Annotated in this window: 15 protein-coding genes; 9 read left to right on the forward strand and 6 right to left on the reverse strand. The window is 72.1% G+C overall.

Annotated elements, in window-relative coordinates:
• Window positions 1-918 precede the first annotated feature (918 nt).
• Entirely contained in the window at window positions 919-3,375 is a 2,457-nt protein-coding gene (locus HNR67_RS26460) for a DUF6493 family protein (protein ID WP_185004921.1), read from the forward strand.
• On the opposite strand, the gene HNR67_RS26465 is transcribed toward HNR67_RS26460, so the two are convergent.
• The 5 genes from HNR67_RS26465 to HNR67_RS26485 all read right to left on the reverse strand — a co-directional run bounded on the left by HNR67_RS26465 (window position 3,358) and on the right by HNR67_RS26485 (window position 7,673).
• Window positions 3,358-4,494 (reverse strand): SWIM zinc finger family protein, encoded by a 1,137-nt coding sequence (locus HNR67_RS26465; RefSeq protein WP_185004922.1) that lies wholly within the window; start codon window positions 4,492-4,494, stop codon window positions 3,358-3,360. The genes HNR67_RS26460 and HNR67_RS26465 overlap by 18 nt on opposite strands.
• A gap of 25 nt (window positions 4,495-4,519) precedes the next feature.
• The gene (locus tag HNR67_RS46370) at window positions 4,520-4,957 is read right to left on the reverse strand and encodes an SRPBCC family protein (protein WP_185004923.1); all 438 of its coding nucleotides are present in this window, start codon (window positions 4,955-4,957) and stop codon (window positions 4,520-4,522) included.
• Window positions 4,950-5,270, reverse strand: a complete 321-nt coding sequence (locus tag HNR67_RS46375) for an ArsR/SmtB family transcription factor (RefSeq protein WP_185004924.1) — start codon at window positions 5,268-5,270, stop codon at window positions 4,950-4,952. Before HNR67_RS46375 ends, HNR67_RS46370 begins: the two co-directional genes overlap by 8 nt.
• A 78-nt stretch (window positions 5,271-5,348) precedes the next feature.
• The gene (locus HNR67_RS26480) at window positions 5,349-6,446 is read right to left on the reverse strand and encodes a winged helix DNA-binding domain-containing protein (protein ID WP_185004925.1); all 1,098 of its coding nucleotides are present in this window, start codon (window positions 6,444-6,446) and stop codon (window positions 5,349-5,351) included.
• A gap of 498 nt (window positions 6,447-6,944) precedes the next feature.
• On the reverse strand, window positions 6,945-7,673 hold the full coding sequence (locus HNR67_RS26485; protein WP_185004926.1) for a polysaccharide deacetylase family protein: 729 nt from the start codon (window positions 7,671-7,673) through the stop codon (window positions 6,945-6,947).
• Between the two features lie 96 nt (window positions 7,674-7,769).
• Between HNR67_RS26485 and HNR67_RS26490 the strand changes: the two genes are divergently transcribed.
• The 4 genes from HNR67_RS26490 to HNR67_RS26505 all read left to right on the forward strand — a co-directional run bounded on the left by HNR67_RS26490 (window position 7,770) and on the right by HNR67_RS26505 (window position 12,469).
• Complete coding sequence (locus HNR67_RS26490) at window positions 7,770-9,167, forward strand: ATP-binding protein (protein ID WP_185011121.1); 1,398 nt, start codon at window positions 7,770-7,772, stop codon at window positions 9,165-9,167.
• 29 nt (window positions 9,168-9,196) lie between these two features.
• Window positions 9,197-9,988, forward strand: coding sequence for a M15 family metallopeptidase (locus HNR67_RS26495; RefSeq protein ID WP_185004927.1), 792 nt, complete (start codon window positions 9,197-9,199; stop codon window positions 9,986-9,988).
• A 115-nt stretch (window positions 9,989-10,103) separates the two neighbouring features.
• Window positions 10,104-10,415, forward strand: coding sequence for a hypothetical protein (locus tag HNR67_RS26500; protein ID WP_185004928.1), 312 nt, complete (start codon window positions 10,104-10,106; stop codon window positions 10,413-10,415).
• Between the two features lie 89 nt (window positions 10,416-10,504).
• A complete protein-coding gene (locus tag HNR67_RS26505) occupies window positions 10,505-12,469 on the forward strand; it encodes a vWA domain-containing protein (RefSeq protein ID WP_185004929.1) in 1,965 nt (654 codons plus the stop codon).
• Window positions 12,470-12,970: 501 nt separating this feature from the next.
• Here HNR67_RS26505 and HNR67_RS26510 read toward each other — a convergent pair.
• Entirely contained in the window at window positions 12,971-14,569 is a 1,599-nt protein-coding gene (locus tag HNR67_RS26510) for an ABC-F family ATP-binding cassette domain-containing protein (protein ID WP_185004930.1), read from the reverse strand.
• 265 nt (window positions 14,570-14,834) lie between these two features.
• On the opposite strand from HNR67_RS26510, the gene HNR67_RS26515 reads away from it, so the two are divergent.
• The 4 genes from HNR67_RS26515 (at window position 14,835) to HNR67_RS26530 (ending at window position 21,171) form a co-directional block, all read left to right on the forward strand.
• Window positions 14,835-15,722, forward strand: coding sequence for a patatin-like phospholipase family protein (locus HNR67_RS26515; RefSeq protein ID WP_185004931.1), 888 nt, complete (start codon window positions 14,835-14,837; stop codon window positions 15,720-15,722).
• Between the two features lie 22 nt (window positions 15,723-15,744).
• A complete protein-coding gene (locus HNR67_RS26520; protein WP_185004932.1) occupies window positions 15,745-16,920 on the forward strand; it encodes an MFS transporter in 1,176 nt (391 codons plus the stop codon).
• Between the two features lie 85 nt (window positions 16,921-17,005).
• A complete protein-coding gene (gene mshC / locus HNR67_RS26525) occupies window positions 17,006-18,247 on the forward strand; it encodes a cysteine--1-D-myo-inosityl 2-amino-2-deoxy-alpha-D-glucopyranoside ligase (RefSeq protein ID WP_185004933.1) in 1,242 nt (413 codons plus the stop codon).
• A gap of 5 nt (window positions 18,248-18,252) precedes the next feature.
• On the forward strand, window positions 18,253-21,171 hold the full coding sequence (locus HNR67_RS26530; protein WP_185004934.1) for an AfsR/SARP family transcriptional regulator: 2,919 nt from the start codon (window positions 18,253-18,255) through the stop codon (window positions 21,169-21,171).
• The last annotated feature ends 15 nt before the right edge of the window (window positions 21,172-21,186 follow it).

Here is a 21,186-nt window from a genome sequence, read left to right on the forward strand (position 1 = left end):
GGTGGCATGGGTTTCGGGCGATCTGGGTGATTTGGTGGCGCATAGGGCCTGGTCGCCGAGGATCTTTCACCCGGTCGGGTTAGAAGATCCAGACGGCGAGGCAACCAAAACGGGGGTTTGAGCGTTCCGCTAGTGAGCGGTGGCGGGGCGGAGGGCCGGAGGCTCGGTTCGGTCGGTGCCTGGGGCCGAGGTCGAGGTCGGGATCGAGTTCGGGTTGGGATCGAGCTTGAGGTCGGGCTCGTGTTCGGAGTCGGGCTGGGGCTCGGGTGAGTTGTAGGTCATGGCCGAGGTAGGGCGGCGCGGTCGGCTGTGGGGGATGGTCGTTGGCGTTGGGTGGTGCTGGGTGACGGCCGAGGCTGCAGGGTGATGGGGCAGGGTCACCGGGTGACGGGGCAGGTGTGAGTGCCCGCAACCGGCCTCGCCCGCGGTTCTGGGCAGCGGGCGGGCAGCCTGGGCTGCCAGTGCTGGAGTGCCTCGGCCCCTCCCGGGCCCAGGTCGAGGACGAGGAACTGTGACGCGCCGCGGCCCGGCCCGGCCCGGTCCGGCCCGGTGCGGTTCGGTGCGGCGTGAGCGGGCAGTGGCGGCGGCGGGCGCTGCCGGGCTTGGGGCCGCCTCCGGCATTCGGTGCTGGCGGGCGAAGTTCGGTCCCGTGCGCCCGTGCGCCCGTGCGCCCGTGCGCCCGTGCGGGCAGTGCGGTTGGCGTGGTTGGAGTGGCCGGCCCGGCTGGCGCGGTCAGCGCGACCGGTGAGGATCAGGTTCGTGGTCCGGCGTGGGGCCGTGGGATCCGCGCATGGGGTGGGGGAGCGGAGCGGCTTGCGCGTGGGTTGGGGCGCCGGTGGGTGTGTGCGGGCCGTGAGCGGGGCTGTGACCTGGGTTATTGGGCGGGCTCTTGTCGGGGTTGGGGGTTAGGTTGGCGGGGTGTTGCTGCGTGAGGTGTTGGCTGGTGGGCCCGAGGATGTGCTGACCCGGGTGCTGGGGTTGTCGCGGGAGCGGCGGCGGGAACTGGTGCCGGAGTTGACGGCCGTGTTGCGGGAGGGGCGGGAGGTCGTCGAGGGGCCGCCGGGGAGTTTTGGCGCGCGGGATGCGGAGGGGGCGGAGCGGGCTTCGGTGGCGTTGATGGCCTCCGTTTCGGCTCGGGATCCGTTGTGGCGGGAGTTGCGGGTCGGGGATCCGGGGATTCTGCGGCGGGTGTTGCTGGCGCGGGAGCCTGCTGAGCGGGCGGTACTGGCTGAGCGGGCGGTGCGGGGGCCGGTGGGGTGGGGGGTTGTGCGGGAGTTGGTTCGGGCTGGGGAGCTTGAGCCGGTGCGGACCGCGGAGTACTTCGCCGGGTGGTTCGGGTGGCATTGGGGGGAGCCGGAGCTGCCGTTGGCCGAGCGGTTGCGGAAGGAGCCGGGGGCGCTGGAAGAGCTGTGGGAGTTGTTGCCGGTCGAGGGGGCCGGGGATTCGAGTTTCGCCGCCTATGACAAGTACGTGGCGGAGTCGGAGAAGTGGGGGCCCGCGCTGGTGGAGTTGAGCCGGAGTGGGGAGGTTGACCGGGCGCGGCTGCTGGAGCTGACCGTGGAGGTGCTGGGGCGGGACTTCTCGGCTTATCGGGCTCAGTGGTACACGGCGTTGCATGAGGGGTTGGCGCCCTCGGCGGAGGAACGCGCCGGGTTGCAGCATCGGTACGCGCGGTTGTGTGGGAGTGGGTTGCCTCGGACCGTCTCTTTCGCGGTGAAGGCGTTGGGGGCGGTGGACAAGGCGGGGTTGTTGGATGACGAGGTCGCCTTGCGGCATCTGCCTGCGGCGGCCGCGGGGCGGGGGGCCGGGACGGCCAAGCTGGCGGTGCGGTTGGCCGGTGTCGTGGTGAAGCGGCGGCCGGAGTTGGCCGCGGTGGCGGCCGAGGTGTTCCGGGCTGGGCTGGGGCATGAGGCATCGGATGTGCGGGAGTTGGCCGCGGCCCGGCTGGATGTGCCGTTGGCGGCGCCCGCGCCGGTGGTGGTGAGTGACGCCGCGTATCCGGAGCCGGTGGTGGTGCCGTGGGCGCAGCGGCGGATGTTGGTGCGGCCGTTGGGGGTGCCGGATTCGCCTGCCGCGTTGGCGGAGGGGTTGTCGGCGTTGCTGGCCGATGAGCACCAGGCGGATCTCTTCCTGGCGGTGTTGGGTGGGGCGTCCCGGGTTGACGGGGATGTGGCTGGGGCGGTGGCGCCGTTGGTCAAGCGGGCCAGGAAGGTGCTGGGTGGGCGGCAGCCCAGCCTGCTGCAGCAGCTGGTCGGGTCGTTGGTGCTGGGGCTGGCGGGGCAGGAGGTCGTGCCGCCGGAGCTGGGCTCGGGGTGGCAGCTGCCGTTGCGGCATCGGGTGGCTGCGTTGCTCGCGGGCACCGCGGTGCCGGTGTCGGCGGCCACGCACGAGGGCGGGTGGCTGGATCCGGTGGTGTTCGTGACCCGGATGATCGAGCACCCGGCGGTGGCCGAGGTTGATGTGGTGGACGCGTTGCTGCGGTTGGCGCCGGAGGGGCGGCGCGAGGCGCTGGCGCTGGCGGCGGGGTTGAGCGGGCCTTACGCGGAGGTCGTGCGGTACGCGCTGGGTGGCGATGGCGTGGTCGCGGAGGACTGGGTCGGGCTGGCGGCGACCAGGGCGCGGTATCCGGAGGCGGCTGATCCGCTCGCCGCGTTGCGGGGCGAGCCGCGGCCGGAGGTGGTGTGGTCGGCGCGGGTGGGCCAGGACTCCTTCGGGCTGACCAAGTTGTTCTTCGAGGAGAGCCCGGAGCCGGTGACGCCGAAGGGGCTGTGGCTGGGCTGGGCGACCGAGTGGCCGTGGGACGGGGTGTGGGACGGGTACACCCTTCCGCACGAGGTGCTGTCCTCGCCCTATGACCGGGACTGGGTGGACGCCACGGTGGCCCAGCACCTGTTCTACTTCGACATCGAGGTCGCCGATCCGACCGAGATCGCGGGGCTGACCCCCTACCTGGACCGGCCGTCGGCGCCCGGGTTCGCCGGGGTGATGATGATCGCCGCGGCCCTCAACACCCGGCGTGAGGAGGGCGCGCAGCTGGGTGTGGATGTCGCGGTGGCGTTGTTCGAGCAGCGGTTGCTGGGGCCGCGGGCACTGGGCCGGGCGCTGGGTGTACTGGGGGCGGAGCTGACGCCGACGCGGCTGGTCAAGCGGCTGTCGGTGGTGGCGGGGGAGCATCCGGCCGCGGTGCTGTCCACTGTGGACGCACTGCTGCCCGCGCTGGATCCCGGGTTGCGCGGGGTGTTCGCGTTGCTGGAGCTGGCCGCGGAACAGCTCGAGCGGGGTGCCGGGGCGATCAGCGCGGAGACCCGGCAGTGGCTGGGCGGGTTCAGCGGGTCCTCGAAGGCGGCGAAGGCGGCCTCACGACTGGCCCGCTGACATCCGGGCGGCCAGCAGGTGCGAGCACGGGCCCCGGCTCTCCTGGTTCTCGGCGAACCAGGCGCAGGTGCAGCCCGCCGGGTCCAGGCGGACCCGCTGCACCGAACCGCCGTGCGCGATCTCGTAGCCGCCCGCCGGCAGCGCCCGCACCGCACCCGCCTCGACCAGGGCTTTCGCCTTGGTCAGGCGGGCGTTGCCGGGGGCCCGGCCAGAGGGCAGTGGGCGGGCGAACCAGGTGCCGTCGACCACGTCGTGGCCGGTGCGGCCGGTGACCAGGTCGTCCCCGCTGTCCAGGCCCGCGGCCAGCGCGGTCAGCCAGCCGCCCTCGCCGGAGAAACCGCGGGACGGCGTGGGGGACAGGGTCACGGTCAGCCGGGCCCGGTCCAGGTGCAGCACCCAGCTCGCGACTTCGGCGCCGGGGGTGGCGTACACGGTGAGGCCCTCGGTGAAGCGGACCAGGGGGTCGACCACGCGTAGCCGGTGCAGGCCGGTGGCCGGGATGGCCGCCGGGCCGCCCCGCGCGGTCAGCCGCAGGCCGCGGCCGGAACGGACCGCCCAGGCCGCGGTGGCCTTGGTCGGAAGCTGGCGCAGGAAGGCGCGGGCCTCGGCCGGACCCAGTTCGGCACGCGGGGTGGCGCGGGCGGTGACCGCGGCGATCTCGGCGAACCCGGCCACCCAGCGGTCCGGCAGCGGCACCCGGGACTCCTGGTGCCCGCCGTCGAGGGTGCGCAGCGCGATGCCCTCGCCGCGCACGGTCAGGTGCAGTGGTTCCTGACCGGCCACGCCGGCCAGCACCGAGCGGGTCGCCTCGGACAGGTCCACGTTGGTGCAGCCGCTGCCGAGGTGGCCGACCGGGCGCAGGTCCAGGCGGGCGTGCACACCGCAGCAGGGCGAGAAGGACTCGGCGCGCAGGACCTGCCCGTCCGCGGTGAACACCGGGTCGGACTCGGCGATGAGCCGGTTCACCATCGACGGCGGCAGCCAGAACCTCGTGCGGGCGATCTTGCCCAGCACCAGCAGCGCCTGCGCGGCCTGCGCGCCCGGTTCGAGGAGGCCGTCGACGATCGCCGGGGCGGCCTGGCCCAGGTCGGGGTGGCTGAGCAGGACGTCCGTGGTCACCCCGACACGATAACCACGGGCACCGTCAGGGCAGGCGTTCGCCGGTCTCCAGGAGGGTTTTGAGGCCGGAGAGGATCGCCGGCCAGCCCTGTGAGACCGAGGCGCGCACCTGCCCGCGCGGGTCGAACCGGTCGTGGGTGAGGGTGAGTTTGACCGTCTCGCCGTCGGGTTCCAGGGTGAAGGTGACCCGGGATGCCTCCTCGGCGTGCAGGTCTGGGTAGTCCGCGCCAACCTTGAAGGTGTAGCTGAGGCGGCGCGGCGGGTCGGATTCCAGGACGGTTTCGCCGGAGGTGCCCAGGCTGCCGTCCTCCTCGCGCCAGTGGATCAGGGAGCCGACCTGCCAGTCCGAGACCAGGTGCACGCCGTAGTACTGCTCGGTGAACTCGCCGTTGGTCAGGGCGGTCCAGAGTTTGTCCGGGGTGGTCTTGATGTAGGTGACGTAGATGAAGTCGAGGTCACTCATCGTTGTCCTCCAAGGCTTTCTTGAGGGTGGCCAGCGCGTTCAGCTGTTGGCGGTCGTACTTGCCGAGCCACCGGTTGGTGATGTCGTTGAGCGGGGCCGGATTGAGGTGGTGCAGCTTCTCCCGGCCGGCGCGGGTGGTGACGACCAGGTTGGCGGCCTCCAGGATCGCCAGGTGCTTGGTCACCGCCTGCCGGGTGAGGTCGGTGCCCGCGCACAGCTCGTGCAGGCGCTGCCCGTCGTGGCTGTGCAGGGCGTCGAGGAGGCGGCGGCGGGTGGGGTCGGCCAGGGCCTTGAACACCGCGTCGAAGTCCATCCGGCCGCCTCCATTGGCAACCGTTCGGTTGCCTTTCTGGAGGTGAGATTAGGCAACCGGATGGTTGCGTGTCAATGGTCAGGCGTGCGTGACGCGGACCTCGGGCAGGTCGCGGATGGTGGCCATCAGCTCGGCCTCGCGGTCCACGGCGGCGCGCTGGGACTTGGTCAGTGGCTGGAAGGCGGTGATGGTCAGGTCCAGGCGTTTCGCGGTGGTCTTCGCCCGCCAGATGCCGGTGATCTCGCCGTCGGCCAGCACCGCGCCCGGGTTGCCGATCATCTTCCAGATCTCCTTGCGGTGCGCCGCTTCCGGCACCAGGCGTTCCCGGTCGCGGGACTGGAGGTAGGGATCCAGCGGGGGCAGCAGCCGGACGATCGTGTCCTGGGGTGGCTTGCGCAGCAGGGGCAGGGCGTCGGCGGGCAGCCAGGCCGGGGCGCCGTCCAGGTCGACCTCGGCCAGCCCGCCAGGCCAGACCGGGGTGAGCGCGGCCTGGGAGGTGCCGAGGTAGGCGGCGGCCTCGGCCTTGCCCGCTGGGCCGTGCAGGCGCAGGTAGGCGGTGATCAGCGGGGTGGCGCCGGCGGAGGTGTCCGGGACGGGCGCGCGGTCCTCCAGGGGACTGATCACCAGGGTGGGGCTGGTCAGGTCGTGGCGCACGCCGGCGAACAGGCCGATGCTCTGGAACAGGCCGCCGTAGATGTGCCGGGACGCACAGGTGCGGCAGTCATAGGAGTAGGCCGGGGGCAGCAGACTCGTCACCGCGCCGCTGACCTCACCCTTGGTCATCGGCCCGGTGACCGCCGCACGCAGCGCCGCACTCGCCTCGCCGAACGCGGTCAGCGACGGGATTCCGGCTTCCCGCAACGGTTTCCGCTCCGCGGCCAGCCGGGCGAAGGCGTCCTTCTCGTCTCTTGGCCACAGCTGCGCGGACAACGCGGCCAGCTCGGCGCGGCGGTGCAGGTGCGGGGCGCCGCGGACCGACCAGAGCAGGGCCAGGTCCTCGGTCAGTTCCGGCGGGCCCGGCAGCCGGGCGGCCAGCGCGAGCCGGGCCGAACCCCGGGAGTCCTGCACGCCCAGGGACAACACGTCCAGCTCACGGGCGAGAGTCTGTTCGCGGTGCAGGCCCTGGGCGGCCATCCGGTACGCCAGGGCCTGGGTGCGCGTCACCTTGGTGGCCATGGCGACAGCATGCCGTGTTCGAATCCAGTCCACACGGGTAAGGGACGCTTCACTCGTACGTGGTCGTCATTCCCGGGAAAGCCCGTCGTCTCATGCACGAAACGTGGTGTGGGCCGTGTCCTGTTTTCGACCCGATCGTGACTGCGCGGCAACGGCTCCAAGGCGGATGTGGGTGAGAGGATGCGGTTCGAGTTCGAGACCTGCCCCCGGTGTGCGGGTTCCGGAGTGGACGTCGACAACGACTACGGCCCTTGCGGGAGATGCGGTGGAACCGGAGACATCCCGAAGCAGTGAACCCGACTTAGCGCCGCGTTGCCATTGGTGCGCGGACACCGGGTTCATCACGTGGAGTCAGCCGGTGCCCCAGGCGGACGGGAGTTTCCGGTTCGCCCAGCTGTCCCACCCGTGCACCCAGGGGTGCTCGGGCTGGTGGAAACAACCCGCGGCACAGCGCGGCCGGGTCGTGGAGACCCCGGCCGCGTTGCCGTTGCCGCCCGGTCAGCGACGCAGGGCGAGCAGCTCGGAGACCGTGACGAAGCGGTAGCCGCGTTCGGTCAGCCCGGCGATCAGCCCCGGCACCGCGGCCAGGGACGGCTGCCGCACCGGGTACATCACGTGCAACAGGACAATCGACCCCGGGCGGGTCCGCTCCAGCACTGATCTGGTGATCGCGGCGGGGTCGGCGGCGTTGGTGCCGTCGGACTCTGGCTCCACATCCCACATGATCGTCTGACGCTGGTGCGCGGCCAGGTAGCGCGGCAGCGTGAACAGCTTCTTCCCGTTCGGCGGCCGGAAGTGGATCGGCCCGGTGTGCCCGGCCGCCCGGATCAACGCGTCGGTGCGCTCGATCTCCGAACGCACGAAGTCCTCGCCGACCAGGACCATCCGCTCGTGCGAGTAGCTGTGGTTGCCCAGCTCGTGCCCGGCCCGCACGATCGCCTCCCCCTGACCCGGATTCGCCGCCAGTTCCCGGCCGGTGACGAAGAAGGTCGCCCGCACCTTCGCCGCGGCCAGGGCGGCCAGCACCTCCGGGGTGTGCTCGGTGGGGCCGTCGTCGAAGGTCAGCGCGACCACCTTCTCGCCGGTGCCGACCCGGTCGGTGAGCCCGCCGTAGAGCTGGAAGGAGCGCGCGTTGGTCAGCTCCCAGGTGCCCCACAGCGAACCGGCCACCACCAGGATGATCACCAGGGTCCACACCAGCCACCGGCGAGGTCGAAACTTCCGCATGTCCCCAGGACGCACGGGCCTCCCTCAGGTTGATCATCGATATCGGGCGGCGGGCAGCCCGCGGACAGGCGTACCGTCGCCCGAGTGAACACCAGTGTGCCTACGGCTCCCGCCGATCTGCCGCGCACCGCGGGCGCCCTGCGCGCCGCCGGGCACCAGCCGCGCGGTGTCGCCGAGGAGATCCGGACCAACCTGCTGGCCGCGCTGAGCGAACAGCGTCCGGTGTGGCGCGGCATCGTCGGCTTCGACGAGACCGTGTTGCCGCAGCTGGAACGCGCCCTGCTGGCCGGCCACCACGTGGTGCTGCTCGGTGAGCGCGGCCAGGGCAAGACCCGCCTGGCCCGCACCCTCGCCGAACTGCTGGACGAGTGGACGCCGGTGATCGAGGGCGCCGAACTCGCCGAACACCCCCTGGACCCGATCACCCCCGCCTCCCGCCGCCGCGCCGCCGAACTCGGCGATGACCTGCCGGTGGCCTGGCTGCACCGCTCGCTGCGCTACGCCGAGAAACTCGCCACCCCCGACACCTCCGTCGGCGACCTGGTCGGCGACGTCGACCCGGTCAAGGTCGCCGAAGGCCGCAGCCTCGGCGACCCCGAGACCATCCACTTCGGGCTCATCCCGCGCGCCCACCGCGGCATCGTGGCCATCAACGAACTGCCCGACCTGGCCGAACGCATCCAGGTCGCGCTGCTCAACGTGATGGAGGAACGCGACGTCCAGGTCCGCGGCTACACCCTGCGGCTGCCACTGGACGTGCTGCTGGTGGCCACCGCCAACCCGGAGGACTACACCAACCGCGGCCGCATCATCACCCCGCTCAAGGACCGCTTCGGCGCCGAGATCCGCACCCACTACCTCAGCGACCTCGACGACGAGATCAACCTGGTCCGTCAGGAAGCCGACCTGGTCGCCGAGGTCGGCGACCCGCTCCTGGAGGTCCTGGCCCGCTTCGTGGGGCACCTGCGCGAGTCCAGCGCGGTCGACCAGCGCTCCGGCGTCTCGGCCCGCTTCGCCGTGTCCGCGGCCGAGACCGTGGCCGCCGCTGCCCTGCAACGCGCCGCCCGCACCGGTGAGTGGCCCGCGGTGGCCCGGCCGGTGGACCTGGACGCGGTGACCCCGGTGCTGCGCGGCAAACTCGAGTTCCACGCCGGCCTGGAGGAAGAAGCCGAGGAGCTGCTCACCCACCTGCTGCGCCGCTCCCTGGCCGAGACCGCCCGCACCGCTCTGGCCGGGATCGACCTGCGCTCCCTGGTCGAGGCCGTCGCCGAGGGACACCCGGTGCGCACCGGACCGCGGGTGCGCGCCGCCGAGGTCCTCGCGGCCCTGCCCGAACTGCCGGTGCTGCACGAGGTCGCCGCCCGCTTCGGCGTGCAGGCCACCGACCCGCCCGGCCGGATCGCCGCCGTGGTCGAACTGGCCCTGGAGTCGCTCTACCTATCCAGGAACCTGGCCAAGGATCTCGAATCAGGAGACGCCGTCTACGGGGCCTGAAACCCCTCCGGGGCTGGTAGAACAGGCCGATGTCCTCGCGTTTGCGCCGAGCCATCGGCTCCGCCCTGCTCGCCCTGACCGCCTGCGCCACGCTCACGCCCCCGGCCACCGCGGCCGGGGGCGGGCTGCCGCCGGGGTTCGTCGCCCTGCACGAGGTCGACCCGACCATCCGGCACGACATCCGCTACTTCGGGCGGCACAACTTCGTCGGCGAACGCATCGACGGTTACCGGCAGCCGCTGTGCGTGCTGACCCGGCAGGCCGCGACCGCGTTGCGCGCCGCCCAGCGTGTGCTGCTGCGGCAGGGCTACACGCTCAAGGTCTATGACTGCTACCGGCCACAGCGGGCGGTGGACCACTTCGTGCGCTGGGCCAAGGACCTCGCCGACGAGCGGATGAAACCCGAGTTCTACCCCAACGTGGACAAGTCCCGGCTCTTCGCCGACGGCTACATCGCGGAGAAGTCCGGGCACAGCCGCGGCAGCACCCTGGACGTCACCCTGGTCAAACTCCCCGTCCACCCGCAGCGCCCCTACCGGCCCGGCGAGCCCCTGGTGCCGTGCTTCGCGCCGGTGGGCCAGCGGTTCCCGGACAACACGGTGGACATGGGCACCGGCTACGACTGCTTCGACCCGTTGTCGCACACCGAAAACCCGGCCATCACCGGCCCGGCCCGGGTGCACCGCGACCTGCTGCGCGGCACCCTGATCGCGGCCGGGTTCCGCAACCTGGCCGAGGAATGGTGGCACTTCACCCTCAACAACGAGCCCTTCCCGAGCACCTACTTCGACTTCCCGGTCGGGCGGCGCGCACTGCCCTGAACCGGCAGCTTTCCCGGGTCTGTTCAGTTGTGGCCGAATGCGGTGCCGGGATCGTCCTGGTTCTGGTTACGTGGCGGGACAGGGACATTCCGCGGGGCCAGAGCAGGGGAGAACCATGCGTGAGTCGTTGAGGAAGATCGTCGTGGCCGGGGCGAGCCTGGCACTGGCCGGGGGTGCGGCGCTGGCCGTCAGCGCGCCCGCACAGGCCGCCGGGTCCGCCGCGGTGCCCAGCTGCGTGCGGGCGCTGGTCGGGGACTCCGCCACGCACGTGACCGTGGCCGTGCGCAACGACTGCGACTTCCCGGTGCGGGTGCGGGTCAACTTCGTGCCCGGTCCGGCCGGCCCGTGCACCACGGTGCCGCCCCGGTGGACCCACACCGAGTCCCGGGCCAAGCCGGTCGCCTTCGGGCAGCTCACCGCCTGCTGACCAGCGAATCGACGGCAGGCCGCGCTCCCTCCGGCGGCCTGCCGTTTTCCGTTGCGGGGCCGGTGATCGGCAGGCGTAGGGTGACGGACATGAGCGATCCGGTTCGGCGCTACCGGTATGGGCCGTTCTCCGGCGGGCCCGACCCGCTGGCGCCACCGCCCGACCTGCGCGCGGCACTGGAGGAGATCGGCCGGGACGTCATGGAGGGCCGCTCGCCCGACGCCGCACTGCGTGAACTGCTCCGCCGCGGCCTGCCCGAACAGCACGGACTCGACGAGATCACCCAGCGGCTCTGGCGCAAGCGCAGTGAGCTGCAACGACGCCACCGCCTGGACGGCACCCTGGAGCAGGTCAAGGAGCTGCTCCAGCAGGCGCTGACCAAGGAACGACAGGCCCTCGCCAGGGACCTGGACGACGACGCCCGGTTCCAGGAGTTCCAGCTCGACGAACTGCCCGGCAGCCCGGCCGGGGCCGTGCGCGAACTCGCCGAATACCAGTGGCGCTCCAGCGAGGCCAGGGAGAGTTTCCAGGAGATCCGGCGACTGCTCGGCCAGGAAGCCCTCGAACAGCGCTTCCGCGGGATGAGCGAGGCACTCAAGGCCACCACGCCCGAGGACGTCGAACGGGTGCGGGAGATGCTCGAGGACCTGTCCGCGCTGCTCGGCCAGCGGGCCCAGGGCGCACCCGACATCGAGCAGAAGTTCGCCGAGTTCATGGCCAGGCACGGCGAGTTCTTCCCGGAGAACCCGCGCACCGTCGACGAACTCGTCGACCTGCTCGCCGCCAGGGCCGCCGCCGCCCAGCGCCTGCTCAACTCGCTGTCCCAGCAGCAACGCCAGGAACTCGCCCAGCTCTCCCAGCAGGCATTCGGCGACCCGCGGCTGGCCCAGTCGCTGCAACAGCTCGACAACCAGCTCCGGCAACTCCGGCCAGGTCAGGACTGGACCGGGCGCGGCCGCTTCCGCGGTGAGAACCCCCTGGGTATGGCCGAGGGCGCGGCCGCGCTGCAGGACCTGGCCGAACTCGACCAGCTCGCCGAACAACTCGCCCAGTCCTACCCCGGCGCGCGCCTGGAGGACATCGACCTGGAGGCCCTCGCCCGCCAGCTCGGCCGTGAGTCCACCGTGGACATGCGGCGGCTGGCCGACCTCGAACGCCAGCTCCGCGACCGCGGCCTGCTCGAACGCGCCCCCGACGGCGACCTGCGCCTGACCCCCAAGGCCATGCGCCAACTCGGCGACACCGCGTTGCGCGATGTGCTCGACCAGATCCGCACCCGCCGCGGCGACCGGGCCAGCCAGGCCGCGGGCGCCGCCGGCGAACTCAGCGGCGCGACCCGGCAGTGGCGCTTCGGCGACACCGAACCGTGGGACGTCGGCCGCACCGTGCGCAACGCCGTCCTGCGCACCGCCGCCGCCCAACGGGACCGGGCGGTGCGCCTGGACGTGGCCGATGTGGAGATCGCCGAGACCGAACACCGCTCCAGGGCCGCGGTCGCGCTGTGCGTGGACACCTCCTGGTCGATGGTCCAGGACGGGCGGTGGCTGCCGATGAAACGCACCGCGCTGGCCCTGCACCACCTGATCAGCACCCGCTTCCGCGCGGACGCCCTGCAGGTCATCACCTTCGGCCGGGAAGCCGCCACCACCGGCATCGCGGAACTGACAGCGCTGGAAGGCGCGTGGGAACAGGGCACCAACCTGCACCACGCACTACTGCTCGCCGGACGGCACCTGCGCCGCCACCCCGACGCCCAGCCGGTGGTCCTGGTCGTCACCGACGGCGAACCCACCGCGCACCTGGAACCCGACGGCGAGGCCGTCTTCGACTACCCACCCCGCCCGGAAACCCTGGCCCGCACCCTGGCCGAACTCGACGCGCTGGCCAGACTGGGCAGCAACCTCACCGTGTTCCGCCTCGGCGAGGACCCGCGGCTGACCCGATTCGTCGACCTGATGGCCCGCCGCAGCAACGGCCGCGTAGTCGCCCCGGACCTGGACGGCCTGGGCGCCGCAGTGGTCACGGACTACCTCCGCAACCGCCGCCCCCGCTGACCCAAAACCGCCAACACCCCGTACGAGAACGGCCAACACACCGCCCATAACGGCCAACACACCGTACGAGAACGGCCAACACGCCGGGGGAGGGTTCGGGTTTGAACCCCCTCCGCGCGTGTTGGCCGTTCTCGTACCCAGTGTTGGCCGTTATGGGACGGTGTGTTGGCCGTTGCGGACGGGCAGGCGGGTGAAGCCCGAACAGGCGGCCGGGGTGGCTTTTCAACACTCCCCGAGCGGTTCCCCCATCCCCGTCAGCCTGGAGAGGACACACCACATCCCGGGCAAGCGGCCCGCAACACAAACCGCCACCCGGCGAACCCCAACGCGACCGGCCGCTTGCCCGGGATGTGGTTTGGTATCGGAAGGCTGACGGGGATGGGGGAACCGTACGAGCACTGCTCTGTGCTCTTGTTCTTGATTTCCCCCCCATCCTTTGATTCCTGCCCGTCCGGCGAGGACGCTCTTGATCTTCGCTCTTGCCCCAACACGCCGGGTGGATCACATGGGGTCTACCTCTGTCAGGTCGGTGTCCAGGTGTAGCCAGCGGGTGATGCCGAGGCAACGCAGGAACGGGATGTCGTGGCTGGAGACCACCAGGGCGCCGGCGTAGGCGGTCAGGGCCTGGGTCAGCTGGGCGACGCTGGCCAGGTCCAGGTTGTTCGTCGGCTCGTCCAGCAGGAACAGTTGCGGGGCGGGTTCGGCGAGCAGCAGGGTGGCCAGGGATGCGCGGAAGCGTTCGCCGCCGGAGAGCGTGCCGGCCTGCTGTTCGGCTTTGCGGCCGCGCAGCAGGAACTTGGCCAGCTGGGCCCTGATCGACTGCGCCGAGGCATCCGGCGCCGCCGCGGCCACGTTGTCGATCGTGGACAACCGGTCGTCCAGCACGTCCAGGCGTTGTGGCAGCCAGCGCATCGGGACCTTCAGCGCCACCTCCCCGGACACCGGCGCCAGGGTGCCCGCGATGGTGCGCAGCAGGGTCGTCTTGCCGGAGCCGTTCGCCCCGACCAGTGCGATCCGCTCCGGCCCGCGCAGGTCCAAATCGAGCACCGGACCGTTGCGCAATTCCACTGTGGACAGTCGAAGCACCTCGCGGCCGGGCGGGACCTCGGTGTGCGGCAACCGGATCCGGATCTCCTCGTCCACCCGCACCGCCTCCTCGGCCTCCTTGACCCGGTCCTTGGCCTCGGCCAGCTTCTCCAGATGCATGTTCCGGTGCTTGCCGGCCGAGACCTCCGCGGCCCGCTTCCGGTTGCCCATCACGATCTTGGGCTCCCGTTTCTGCTCACTCATCTTCTGCCCGTACCGCTGCCGCCGGTCCAGCTTGGTCCGCGCCTCGATCATCTCCCGCTGCTGCCGCCGCAGGTCCTGCTCGGCCGCGCGCACCAGGCGGTGCGCGGTCTCCTGTTCGGCGGCCACCGCGGCCTCGTAATCGCTGAAGTTGCCGCCGTAGTACCGGACCTCGCCCTCGCGCAGGTCCGCGATCCGGTCCACCAGGTCCAGGAGTTCCCGGTCGTGTGAGACCACCACCAGCACCCCCGGCCAGTCCGCTACGGCGCGGTGCACCAGGCGGCGGGCACGAAGGTCCAGGTTGTTGGTCGGCTCGTCGAGCAGCAGGACCGGCGGCCGTCGCACCAGCAGCGCGGCAAGCGCGAGCAGGACGGACTCACCTCCGGAGACGGCTCCGACGGTGCGGTCGAGGTCGAGGTGGCCGAGGCCGAGCCGGTCGAGGGTGGCCCTGGTGCGTTCCTCGACGTCCCAGTCCTCGCCGACGACGCCGAAGTCGGCTTCGGTGCCGCGACCGGATTCGATCGCCGCGAGGGCTTGGCGCTGCGCCGTGATACCGAGTACGTCATCGATCCTCCTGGTGGCGTCCAACGTGATGGTCTGCGGCAGGTAACCCAGCTCGCCGGTGATGCTGATCGACCCGGACGCGGGGGTCAGCTCACCGGCCAGCAGCCGCAGCAGGGTGGATTTCCCGGATCCGTTGACCCCGATCAGCCCGGTCCGGCCTTCGCCGATGAGCAGGTTGAGGTCGGTGAAGACGGAATCACCGTCAGGCCAACGGAATCCGAGCGCGGAACACACAATGGATGCGCTCATGCGCACCTCCCGGGAAGTCGTCGCGAAGAAAGAGGGGGGCGACGGACGAGCGCACGGCGACGGCACAACTCAGGAGGGAGGCAACGCGTCCAAGAAGGGAGCGGCCAGGTCCGAGCACGGGCGGAGGCGGACATGCCTCAACGTCGCGGTGACTCGTAACCTCAGCCGGTCAACCTGTACTCCCTGGGACGGCAATGGGACGCGTTCCACGTTAGGACCGCCCGGATCGCGCCGCAACCCCATTTCGCTCAGTCCACATGAGACGATGCTCGCCGTGCTGGATCACGGCCTGCCGACCCCGGTCGGTTTCGTCCTCGGCGGCGGCGGAAGCCTGGGCGCCATCCAGGTCGGCATGCTGCGCGCGCTGGCCGAACACGGCATCCGCCCCGATCTGGTGATCGGCACCTCGGTCGGCTCGGTCAACGGCTCGCTGCTGGCCCTGGACCCGGAGCACGCGGCCGGGCGGCTCACCCGGATGTGGGCGAAGATGACCCGCTCCCGGGTCTTCCCCGGCGGCCCGCTCAAACAACTCCGCACCCTGCGCGCCGGGCGCAACCACCTCTTCCGCAACACCGGCCTGGCCGAGGTGCTCGCCGAGGGCCTGGACGGCGCCACCCGGTTCACCGACCTGACGCTGCCCTTCGGCGCGGTCGCGGTGGACGCGGTCACCGCGCTGCCGGTGCTGCTGCACGAGGGCGACCTGGTCCCGGCGATCCTGGCCAGCGCGGCCATCCCCGGCATCTACCCGCCGGTGCGCATCGGCGAGCAGGTGCTCTACGACGGGGGCGTGCTGGCCAACGTGCCGGTGCGGCAGGCCCTGAGCATGGGCGCGAAATCGCTGATCGTGCTGGACTGCGCCTTCCCCGGCCACCTGCCCGGCGTGCCCGCCTCGCTGCCGGAGACCCTGCTGTTCTGGGCCACCCTGGCCACCCGCAACCAGGCGGTGCTGGAGGCGACCAGGTGCGCGGAGTTCGCGCCGATCGTCTACCTGCCCGGCGCCCCCGCCCGCCCGGTCACGCCCCTGGACTTCCGGTTCACCAGCGAGCTGATCGCCAGCTCCTACGCCGAGTGCACCGAGTTCCTGTCCCGGCTGCGGGTGGACGGGCCAGGGCTGTACGGACATCCCGCGGGGCCGACGCCCGGCACGCCCTGACCCGTCTGGTTGTCTGGACAACATGGGGAGAAACGCGCTGCTGGTCGCGCTCGGGGTGGATTCCTTCGGCACCGGGGTGTTCCTGCCGATCAGCGTGCTGTACCTGACCTTCGTCATCGGTGTGGACCTGCCCACCGCCGGGATCGTCGGCGCGGCGGCCACCGCGGTCGGGCTGTTCGTGCCGCCGCTGGCCGGGCACCTGGTCGACCGGTGGGGGCCAAGGGCCGTGCTGGTCACCGCCCAGTTCGTGCAGGCGGCGGGCGCGGTGTTGTACCTGGTCGCCACGAGTGTGCCGGAGGCGTTCCTGGCCGCGGCGCTGCTGGCGGCCGGGCAGCGCGGGTTCTACTGCTCGGTGTTCGTGCTCATCGCCGACCTGTCCGCCGAGATCGCCAAGGACAAGCCGTTCGCGCTGGCCGGGGTCACCATGTCGGTGTGCTTCGGCGCGGGCGCGGGCGTGGCCGGGTTGCTGATCGGGCAGGGCGACTGGGCGTACCGGCTGGTCGCGGCGGGCAACGCGATCAGCTTCCTGGTGTGCGCGGCCATCCTGCTGCGCTTCGTCCGGCCGGTCGCGCACCGGCCCAGCGAGCCTGGCGACGGCGGCTTCCGGTCGCTGCTGCGGGACCGGCCCTACCTGGGACTGATCCTGGTCAACTTCGCCTTCGCGCTGGCCGTGGACCTGTTCGTGCTCGGCATCCCGGTCTACCTGCGCCTGGTGCTGGGCGCCCCGGCCTGGACGGTCGGCGCGGTCGTCGTCGTCAGCACCGTGTTCCGGCTGTTCTTCCAGGTCCCGGTGGTGCACTGGCTGCGCGAGGTCCCACGCACCACCGCGTTGCTGGGTGCCGGGGTGCTGTGGATCGGCTGGGCCCTGGCCACCGCGGCCGCCCTGCTGGTGCCAGCGCCGTGGCAGCTGCCCTACCTGCTGGTGATCACCCTGGTGTGCTGCCTGGCCGCCCTGGTGCACGCGCCCACCTCCACCGCACTGGCCGAGGCGGCCGCCCCACCCGGCGCGCGCGGCCGGTACGTGGCCGCCTTCCAGTACTCCTTCGGCGCCTCCAACGTGGCCGCGCCCGCGGTGATCGGCCTGACCGCCTTCGGCCCCGCCATCCCGTGGCTGCTGCTCGCCGGGGTCCTCGCGCTCGCCACCGCCGCCCTGCCCTGGCTGGGCCGATCACTGCCGATGGCGGCTGTGCGCCGCTGACCAGGGAATTCCCTCATGTTGGGAGGATCACGCGGAAGCGCGGTGGGCTGTGACTCATGCGGAACTGTTGATTATCGTCTGAGGAATGCAGACCTGGTCGTCAATTCCGGTACCCCGGCTCCCCGGCACCCCCCGCCCGCTGCGGCTCTACGACACCGCCACCGCGGAGGTCCGGCCGACGACCCCGGGCGACACCGCCCGGCTCTACGTCTGCGGCATCACCCCCTACGACGCCACCCACCTCGGCCACGCCGCCACCTACCTGGCCTTCGACCTGGTGCACCGGCAGTGGCTGGACAACGGGCACGACGTGCACTACGTGCAGAACGTCACCGACATCGACGACCCGCTGCTGGAACGCGCCATCCGGGACCAGGACGACTGGGTGGTCCTGGGCATGCGGGAGACCGCGTTGTTCCGGGAGGACATGGAGGCGCTGCGGGTGCTGCCGCCGCGGCACTACGTCGGCGCGGTGGAGGCCATCCCGGAGATCACCGAGGCCATCGGCAAGCTGCTCGCCGAGGGCGCGGCCTACCGGGTGGACGATGACGAGTACGCCGACATCTACTTCGACCACAACGCCACCGGCCGGTTCGGCTACGAGTCCAACTACGACGAGCCGACCATGCTCGGCTACTTCGCCGAACGCGGCGGCGACCCCGACCGCCCCGGCAAACGGCACCCCCTGGACGCGCTGCTGTGGCGCCTGGAACGGCCGGGCGAACCCGCCTGGGACTCCGAGTTCGGCCGCGGCCGTCCCGGCTGGCACATCGAGTGTTCGGTGATCGCGCTCAACCGGCTCGGCGCCGGACCCGACGTGCAGGGCGGCGGGTCCGACCTGATCTTCCCGCACCACGAGTACAGCGCCGCGCACGCCGAGGCGCTCACCGGGTTCCAGCCCTTCGCCCGGCACTACAGCCACGCCGGGATGATCGGGCTGGACGGGGAGAAGATGTCCAAGTCCCGCGGCAACCTGGTCTTCGTCTCCCGGCTGCGCGCGGACAAGGTCGACTCGATGGCGGTGCGCCTGGGCCTGCTCGCCGATCACTACCGGGCCGACCGGCCGTGGAGCGCGGCACTGCTGGAGACCGCCCAGCGGCGGCTGGACACCTGGCGGGCCGCGGTCGCCCTGGACACCGCACCCGAGGCGGCATCGCTGGTGGACCGGCTGCGCGACCACCTCGCCGACGACCTGGACACCCCGCGCGCGCTGGCCGCTGTGGACGCCTGGGCGGCGCAGGCCCTTGAGCAGCGCGGCGGGGGCGACCCGGCCGCGCCGGCACTGGTGCGCGCCGCGGTCGACGCGCTGCTGGGCGTGGCACTCTAGGCACCGTGCGCGCCCTCGACTTCCGCCTGCTCGGCCCCCTGGACGTGGTCATCGACGGGCGCACGGTCGAGATCGGCGCGAGCAAGCACCGGGTCGTGCTGGCCTGCCTGCTGCTGCGGGCGGGCCGCACGGTCCCGGTCGGCGACCTGGTCCGCGAACTCTGGGCCGGGGACGCCGGGGACCGGGCCAAAGCCACCCTGCAGACCTACGTCTCCCGGCTGCGCAGGCAGCTCGGCGCGGACCTGCTGCACACCGAGCCGACCGGGTACCGGCTCGCGGTGCCGCCGGAAACCGTGGACGTGCACCGGTTCCGGGCGCTGCTGACCGACGGCCCGGGGGAGCGGCAGCGGCTGCACGAGGCCCTGGAGCTGTGGCGTGGCCCCGCGTTGCAGGGCATCCCCGCCGACGGCCTGCACGAACTCGAGGCCCCCCGCCTGGAGGCCGAACGGCTGCGGGCCCTGGAACGCCGGATCGAACTGGACCTGGCCGCCGGGCAGCACGCCGACCTGGTCGCCGAACTCCAGGTGCTCACCGCCCGGCACCCGCTGCACGAGGGTTTCTGGCGGCTGCTCATGCTCGCCCTGCGCCAGGGCGACCGGCAGGGCGAGGCGCTCACCGCCTACCAGCGTGCCCGCACCCTGCTGGCCGCGGAACTGGGCGCCGAACCCGGTCCGGCCCTGCGCGCCGCCCACCAGGCCATCCTCACCGGCGAGGCCACCCCGGCGCGTACCTGGCGGCCGGTCAACCAGCTCCCCGGCGACCTCGGCGCGTTCATCGGCCGCGCGGGTCTGCTCGCCGACCTGGACGCCGCACTGCGCCCCGGCGCCACCGTGCTGCTCTCCGGCCCGCCCGGCATCGGCAAGACCGCACTGGCCGTGCACCTGGCGCACCGGCTGCGCCCCCGGTTCCCCGACGGCCTGCTGCACGTCAACCTGCGCGGCTACACCACCGGCGCCATCACCGACCCGGCCCAGGTGCTGGCCCGCCTGCTGCGCGCGCTCGGCCTGCCCCCGGCCGAACTCCCCGCCGAGACCGCCGCGCTGACCACCCTGCTGCACGAGGTCACCGCCGGCAGGCGACTGCTGGTCCTGCTGGACAACCTCGCCGACCCCGGCCTGCTGCCCGACCTGGGCGACTGCGCCGTGCTGGCCACCAGCCGCGCCGAGTTCGCCCTGCCCCGCGCGCACTCCTGCCCGGTCGGCGTGCTCACCACCCGGGAATCCCTCGACCTGCTCACCAGCCTGCTCGGCGACCAGGTCGAGGCCGAACCCGAAGCCGCCCGCGACCTCCTGGACCTGTGCGGCCGCCTGCCCCTGGCCCTGCGCATCGCCGCGGCCAACGCCCTGGACGAGGCCGACCTGGCCACCCACGTCACCCGCCTGCGCGCGGGCAACCGCCTCTCCGCGCTGTCCATCACCGGCGACCCCGACGCCGCCGTCCGCGGCGTCTTCGCCCAGTCCTACCAACGCCTCAGTCCCGCCGCCCGCCGCCTGTTCCGCCTCTTCGGCCTGATCCCCGGCCCGGACATCACCACCCCGGCCGCCACCGCGCTGTGTGGCGCCGAGGCCACCCCGCTGCTGGCCGAACTGACCACCGCGGGGCTGCTGACGGCTGAGGACGACCGGCACACCAGCCACGACCTGCTGCGGCTCTACGCCGCGGAACTCGGTGCGGCGGACGTTGACGGCCCGGCGGCACTGGACCGGCTGACCGAGCACTACGCCAGCACCGCGGTGGCCGCCTCCTCGGACTGGCTGATCGCCGAACGCGCGGTCCTGCTCGCCACCGTCGAGCATGCCGCCCAGCAGGGGCCGTACCGCGCCTGCCACCAGCTCTCCACCGCGATGTTGCCCGATCTGTTCGGCCACGGTCTCTCCAGCGATCTCACCGCTGTCTGCTCAGCCGGGCAACAGGCCGCGGCCAAGGACGGCGACCGGGCGGCCGAGGCGCACCTGGCGCTCATGCTCGGCGAACACCTGATGGAGTCCGGTCGCAACGATCTCGGTGCCGAATGGATCGACCGCGCCTACGAATTGACCGAAGGCGTGCCTGAGCGAGGCGTTGTCGAGATCGCGCGGCTGCTGGCTGCCGGATTCCGGGACGGGTGGCCGCCCGAGGTGCTCACCGAGGCCGAGGACCTCAGTCGGCGTTGTGCCGCTCTCGGCGACCACGACGGTCAGGTGGGGGCGACCTCGGTGCTCGTCCACGGGCTGTGGGCGGTAGGGGAGATCGACGAACTCATCCACCAGGCCGAACTGGGTCTGGCCCTGACCGCCAACACGGGCGACCAGTCGGGGTTCCTCGCCGCCCTGGCCTTCGGGCAGAGGGAACGCGGGCAGCTCGAGCCCGCTATCAAGCGGCTCCGGCACGCCGTCGAGATCACCGAGAACAGCGAGTTCTGGCACAGCGCCATGTCGATGCGGATCTGGCTCGCCGAAGTCCTCATCGACGCAGGTGGGGATGCTGAGGCCCGCGCCATCGCCCAAGAGGTGCACGCCCAGATCGCTGATGCCCACGACCACCGGTTGCGGGCATCAGCGCTGAACGTCTTCGGCGTGCTGCACCGTCGGGCCGGCCGCCTCGCCGAATCCCTTGGCTGTCATCAGGAAGCCCTCGCCGAGCTGAAGCGCGACACGGGCGGCCTTGTCGACGAGACCCGGATCCGATTGTCGGAAACGCTGCGGACGCTTGGCCGGGCGGCGGAGGCACTGCCGATCATCGAGCCGGTCCTGTTCCAGCCGGGCCGGATGGACTCCCAGGTCGTCGCCATCCGGGCGGTGCTGGAATGCGCCGAGGTGCACGCGGCCCTGGGCGCGACCGCGAAGGCCGTCGAACTGGGGGAGCGGGCGGCGGAGCAGTTCCGGCGGGCAGGCAGCTCGCTGGGCATGCGGCGGGCGGCGGAGTTCCTGGGCGGATTCAGCTAGCCCGGAACCCGGTTG

This window comes from Crossiella cryophila, from assembly GCF_014204915.1.
GTDB lineage: Bacteria > Actinomycetota > Actinomycetes > Mycobacteriales > Pseudonocardiaceae > Crossiella > Crossiella cryophila.

What these genes read in the sequence shown, in the direction of transcription:
- HNR67_RS46370 (WP_185004923.1), bottom strand. Translation starts at nt 4,957, where the DNA reads ATGAGTGACCTCGACTTCATCTACGTCACCTACATCAAGACCACCCCG.
- HNR67_RS46375 (WP_185004924.1), bottom strand. Translation starts at nt 5,270, where the DNA reads ATGGACTTCGACGCGGTGTTCAAGGCCCTGGCCGACCCCACCCGCCGC.
- HNR67_RS26480 (WP_185004925.1), bottom strand. Translation starts at nt 6,446, where the DNA reads ATGGCCACCAAGGTGACGCGCACCCAGGCCCTGGCGTACCGGATGGCC.
- HNR67_RS26485 (WP_185004926.1), bottom strand. Translation starts at nt 7,673, where the DNA reads ATGCGGAAGTTTCGACCTCGCCGGTGGCTGGTGTGGACCCTGGTGATC.
- HNR67_RS26495 (WP_185004927.1), top strand. Translation starts at nt 9,197, where the DNA reads ATGTCCTCGCGTTTGCGCCGAGCCATCGGCTCCGCCCTGCTCGCCCTG.
- HNR67_RS26500 (WP_185004928.1), top strand. Translation starts at nt 10,104, where the DNA reads ATGCGTGAGTCGTTGAGGAAGATCGTCGTGGCCGGGGCGAGCCTGGCA.
- HNR67_RS26505 (WP_185004929.1), top strand. Translation starts at nt 10,505, where the DNA reads ATGAGCGATCCGGTTCGGCGCTACCGGTATGGGCCGTTCTCCGGCGGG.
- HNR67_RS26510 (WP_185004930.1), bottom strand. Translation starts at nt 14,569, where the DNA reads ATGAGCGCATCCATTGTGTGTTCCGCGCTCGGATTCCGTTGGCCTGAC.
- HNR67_RS26515 (WP_185004931.1), top strand. Translation starts at nt 14,835, where the DNA reads ATGCTCGCCGTGCTGGATCACGGCCTGCCGACCCCGGTCGGTTTCGTC.
- HNR67_RS26520 (WP_185004932.1), top strand. Translation starts at nt 15,745, where the DNA reads ATGGGGAGAAACGCGCTGCTGGTCGCGCTCGGGGTGGATTCCTTCGGC.
- mshC (WP_185004933.1), top strand. Translation starts at nt 17,006, where the DNA reads ATGCAGACCTGGTCGTCAATTCCGGTACCCCGGCTCCCCGGCACCCCC.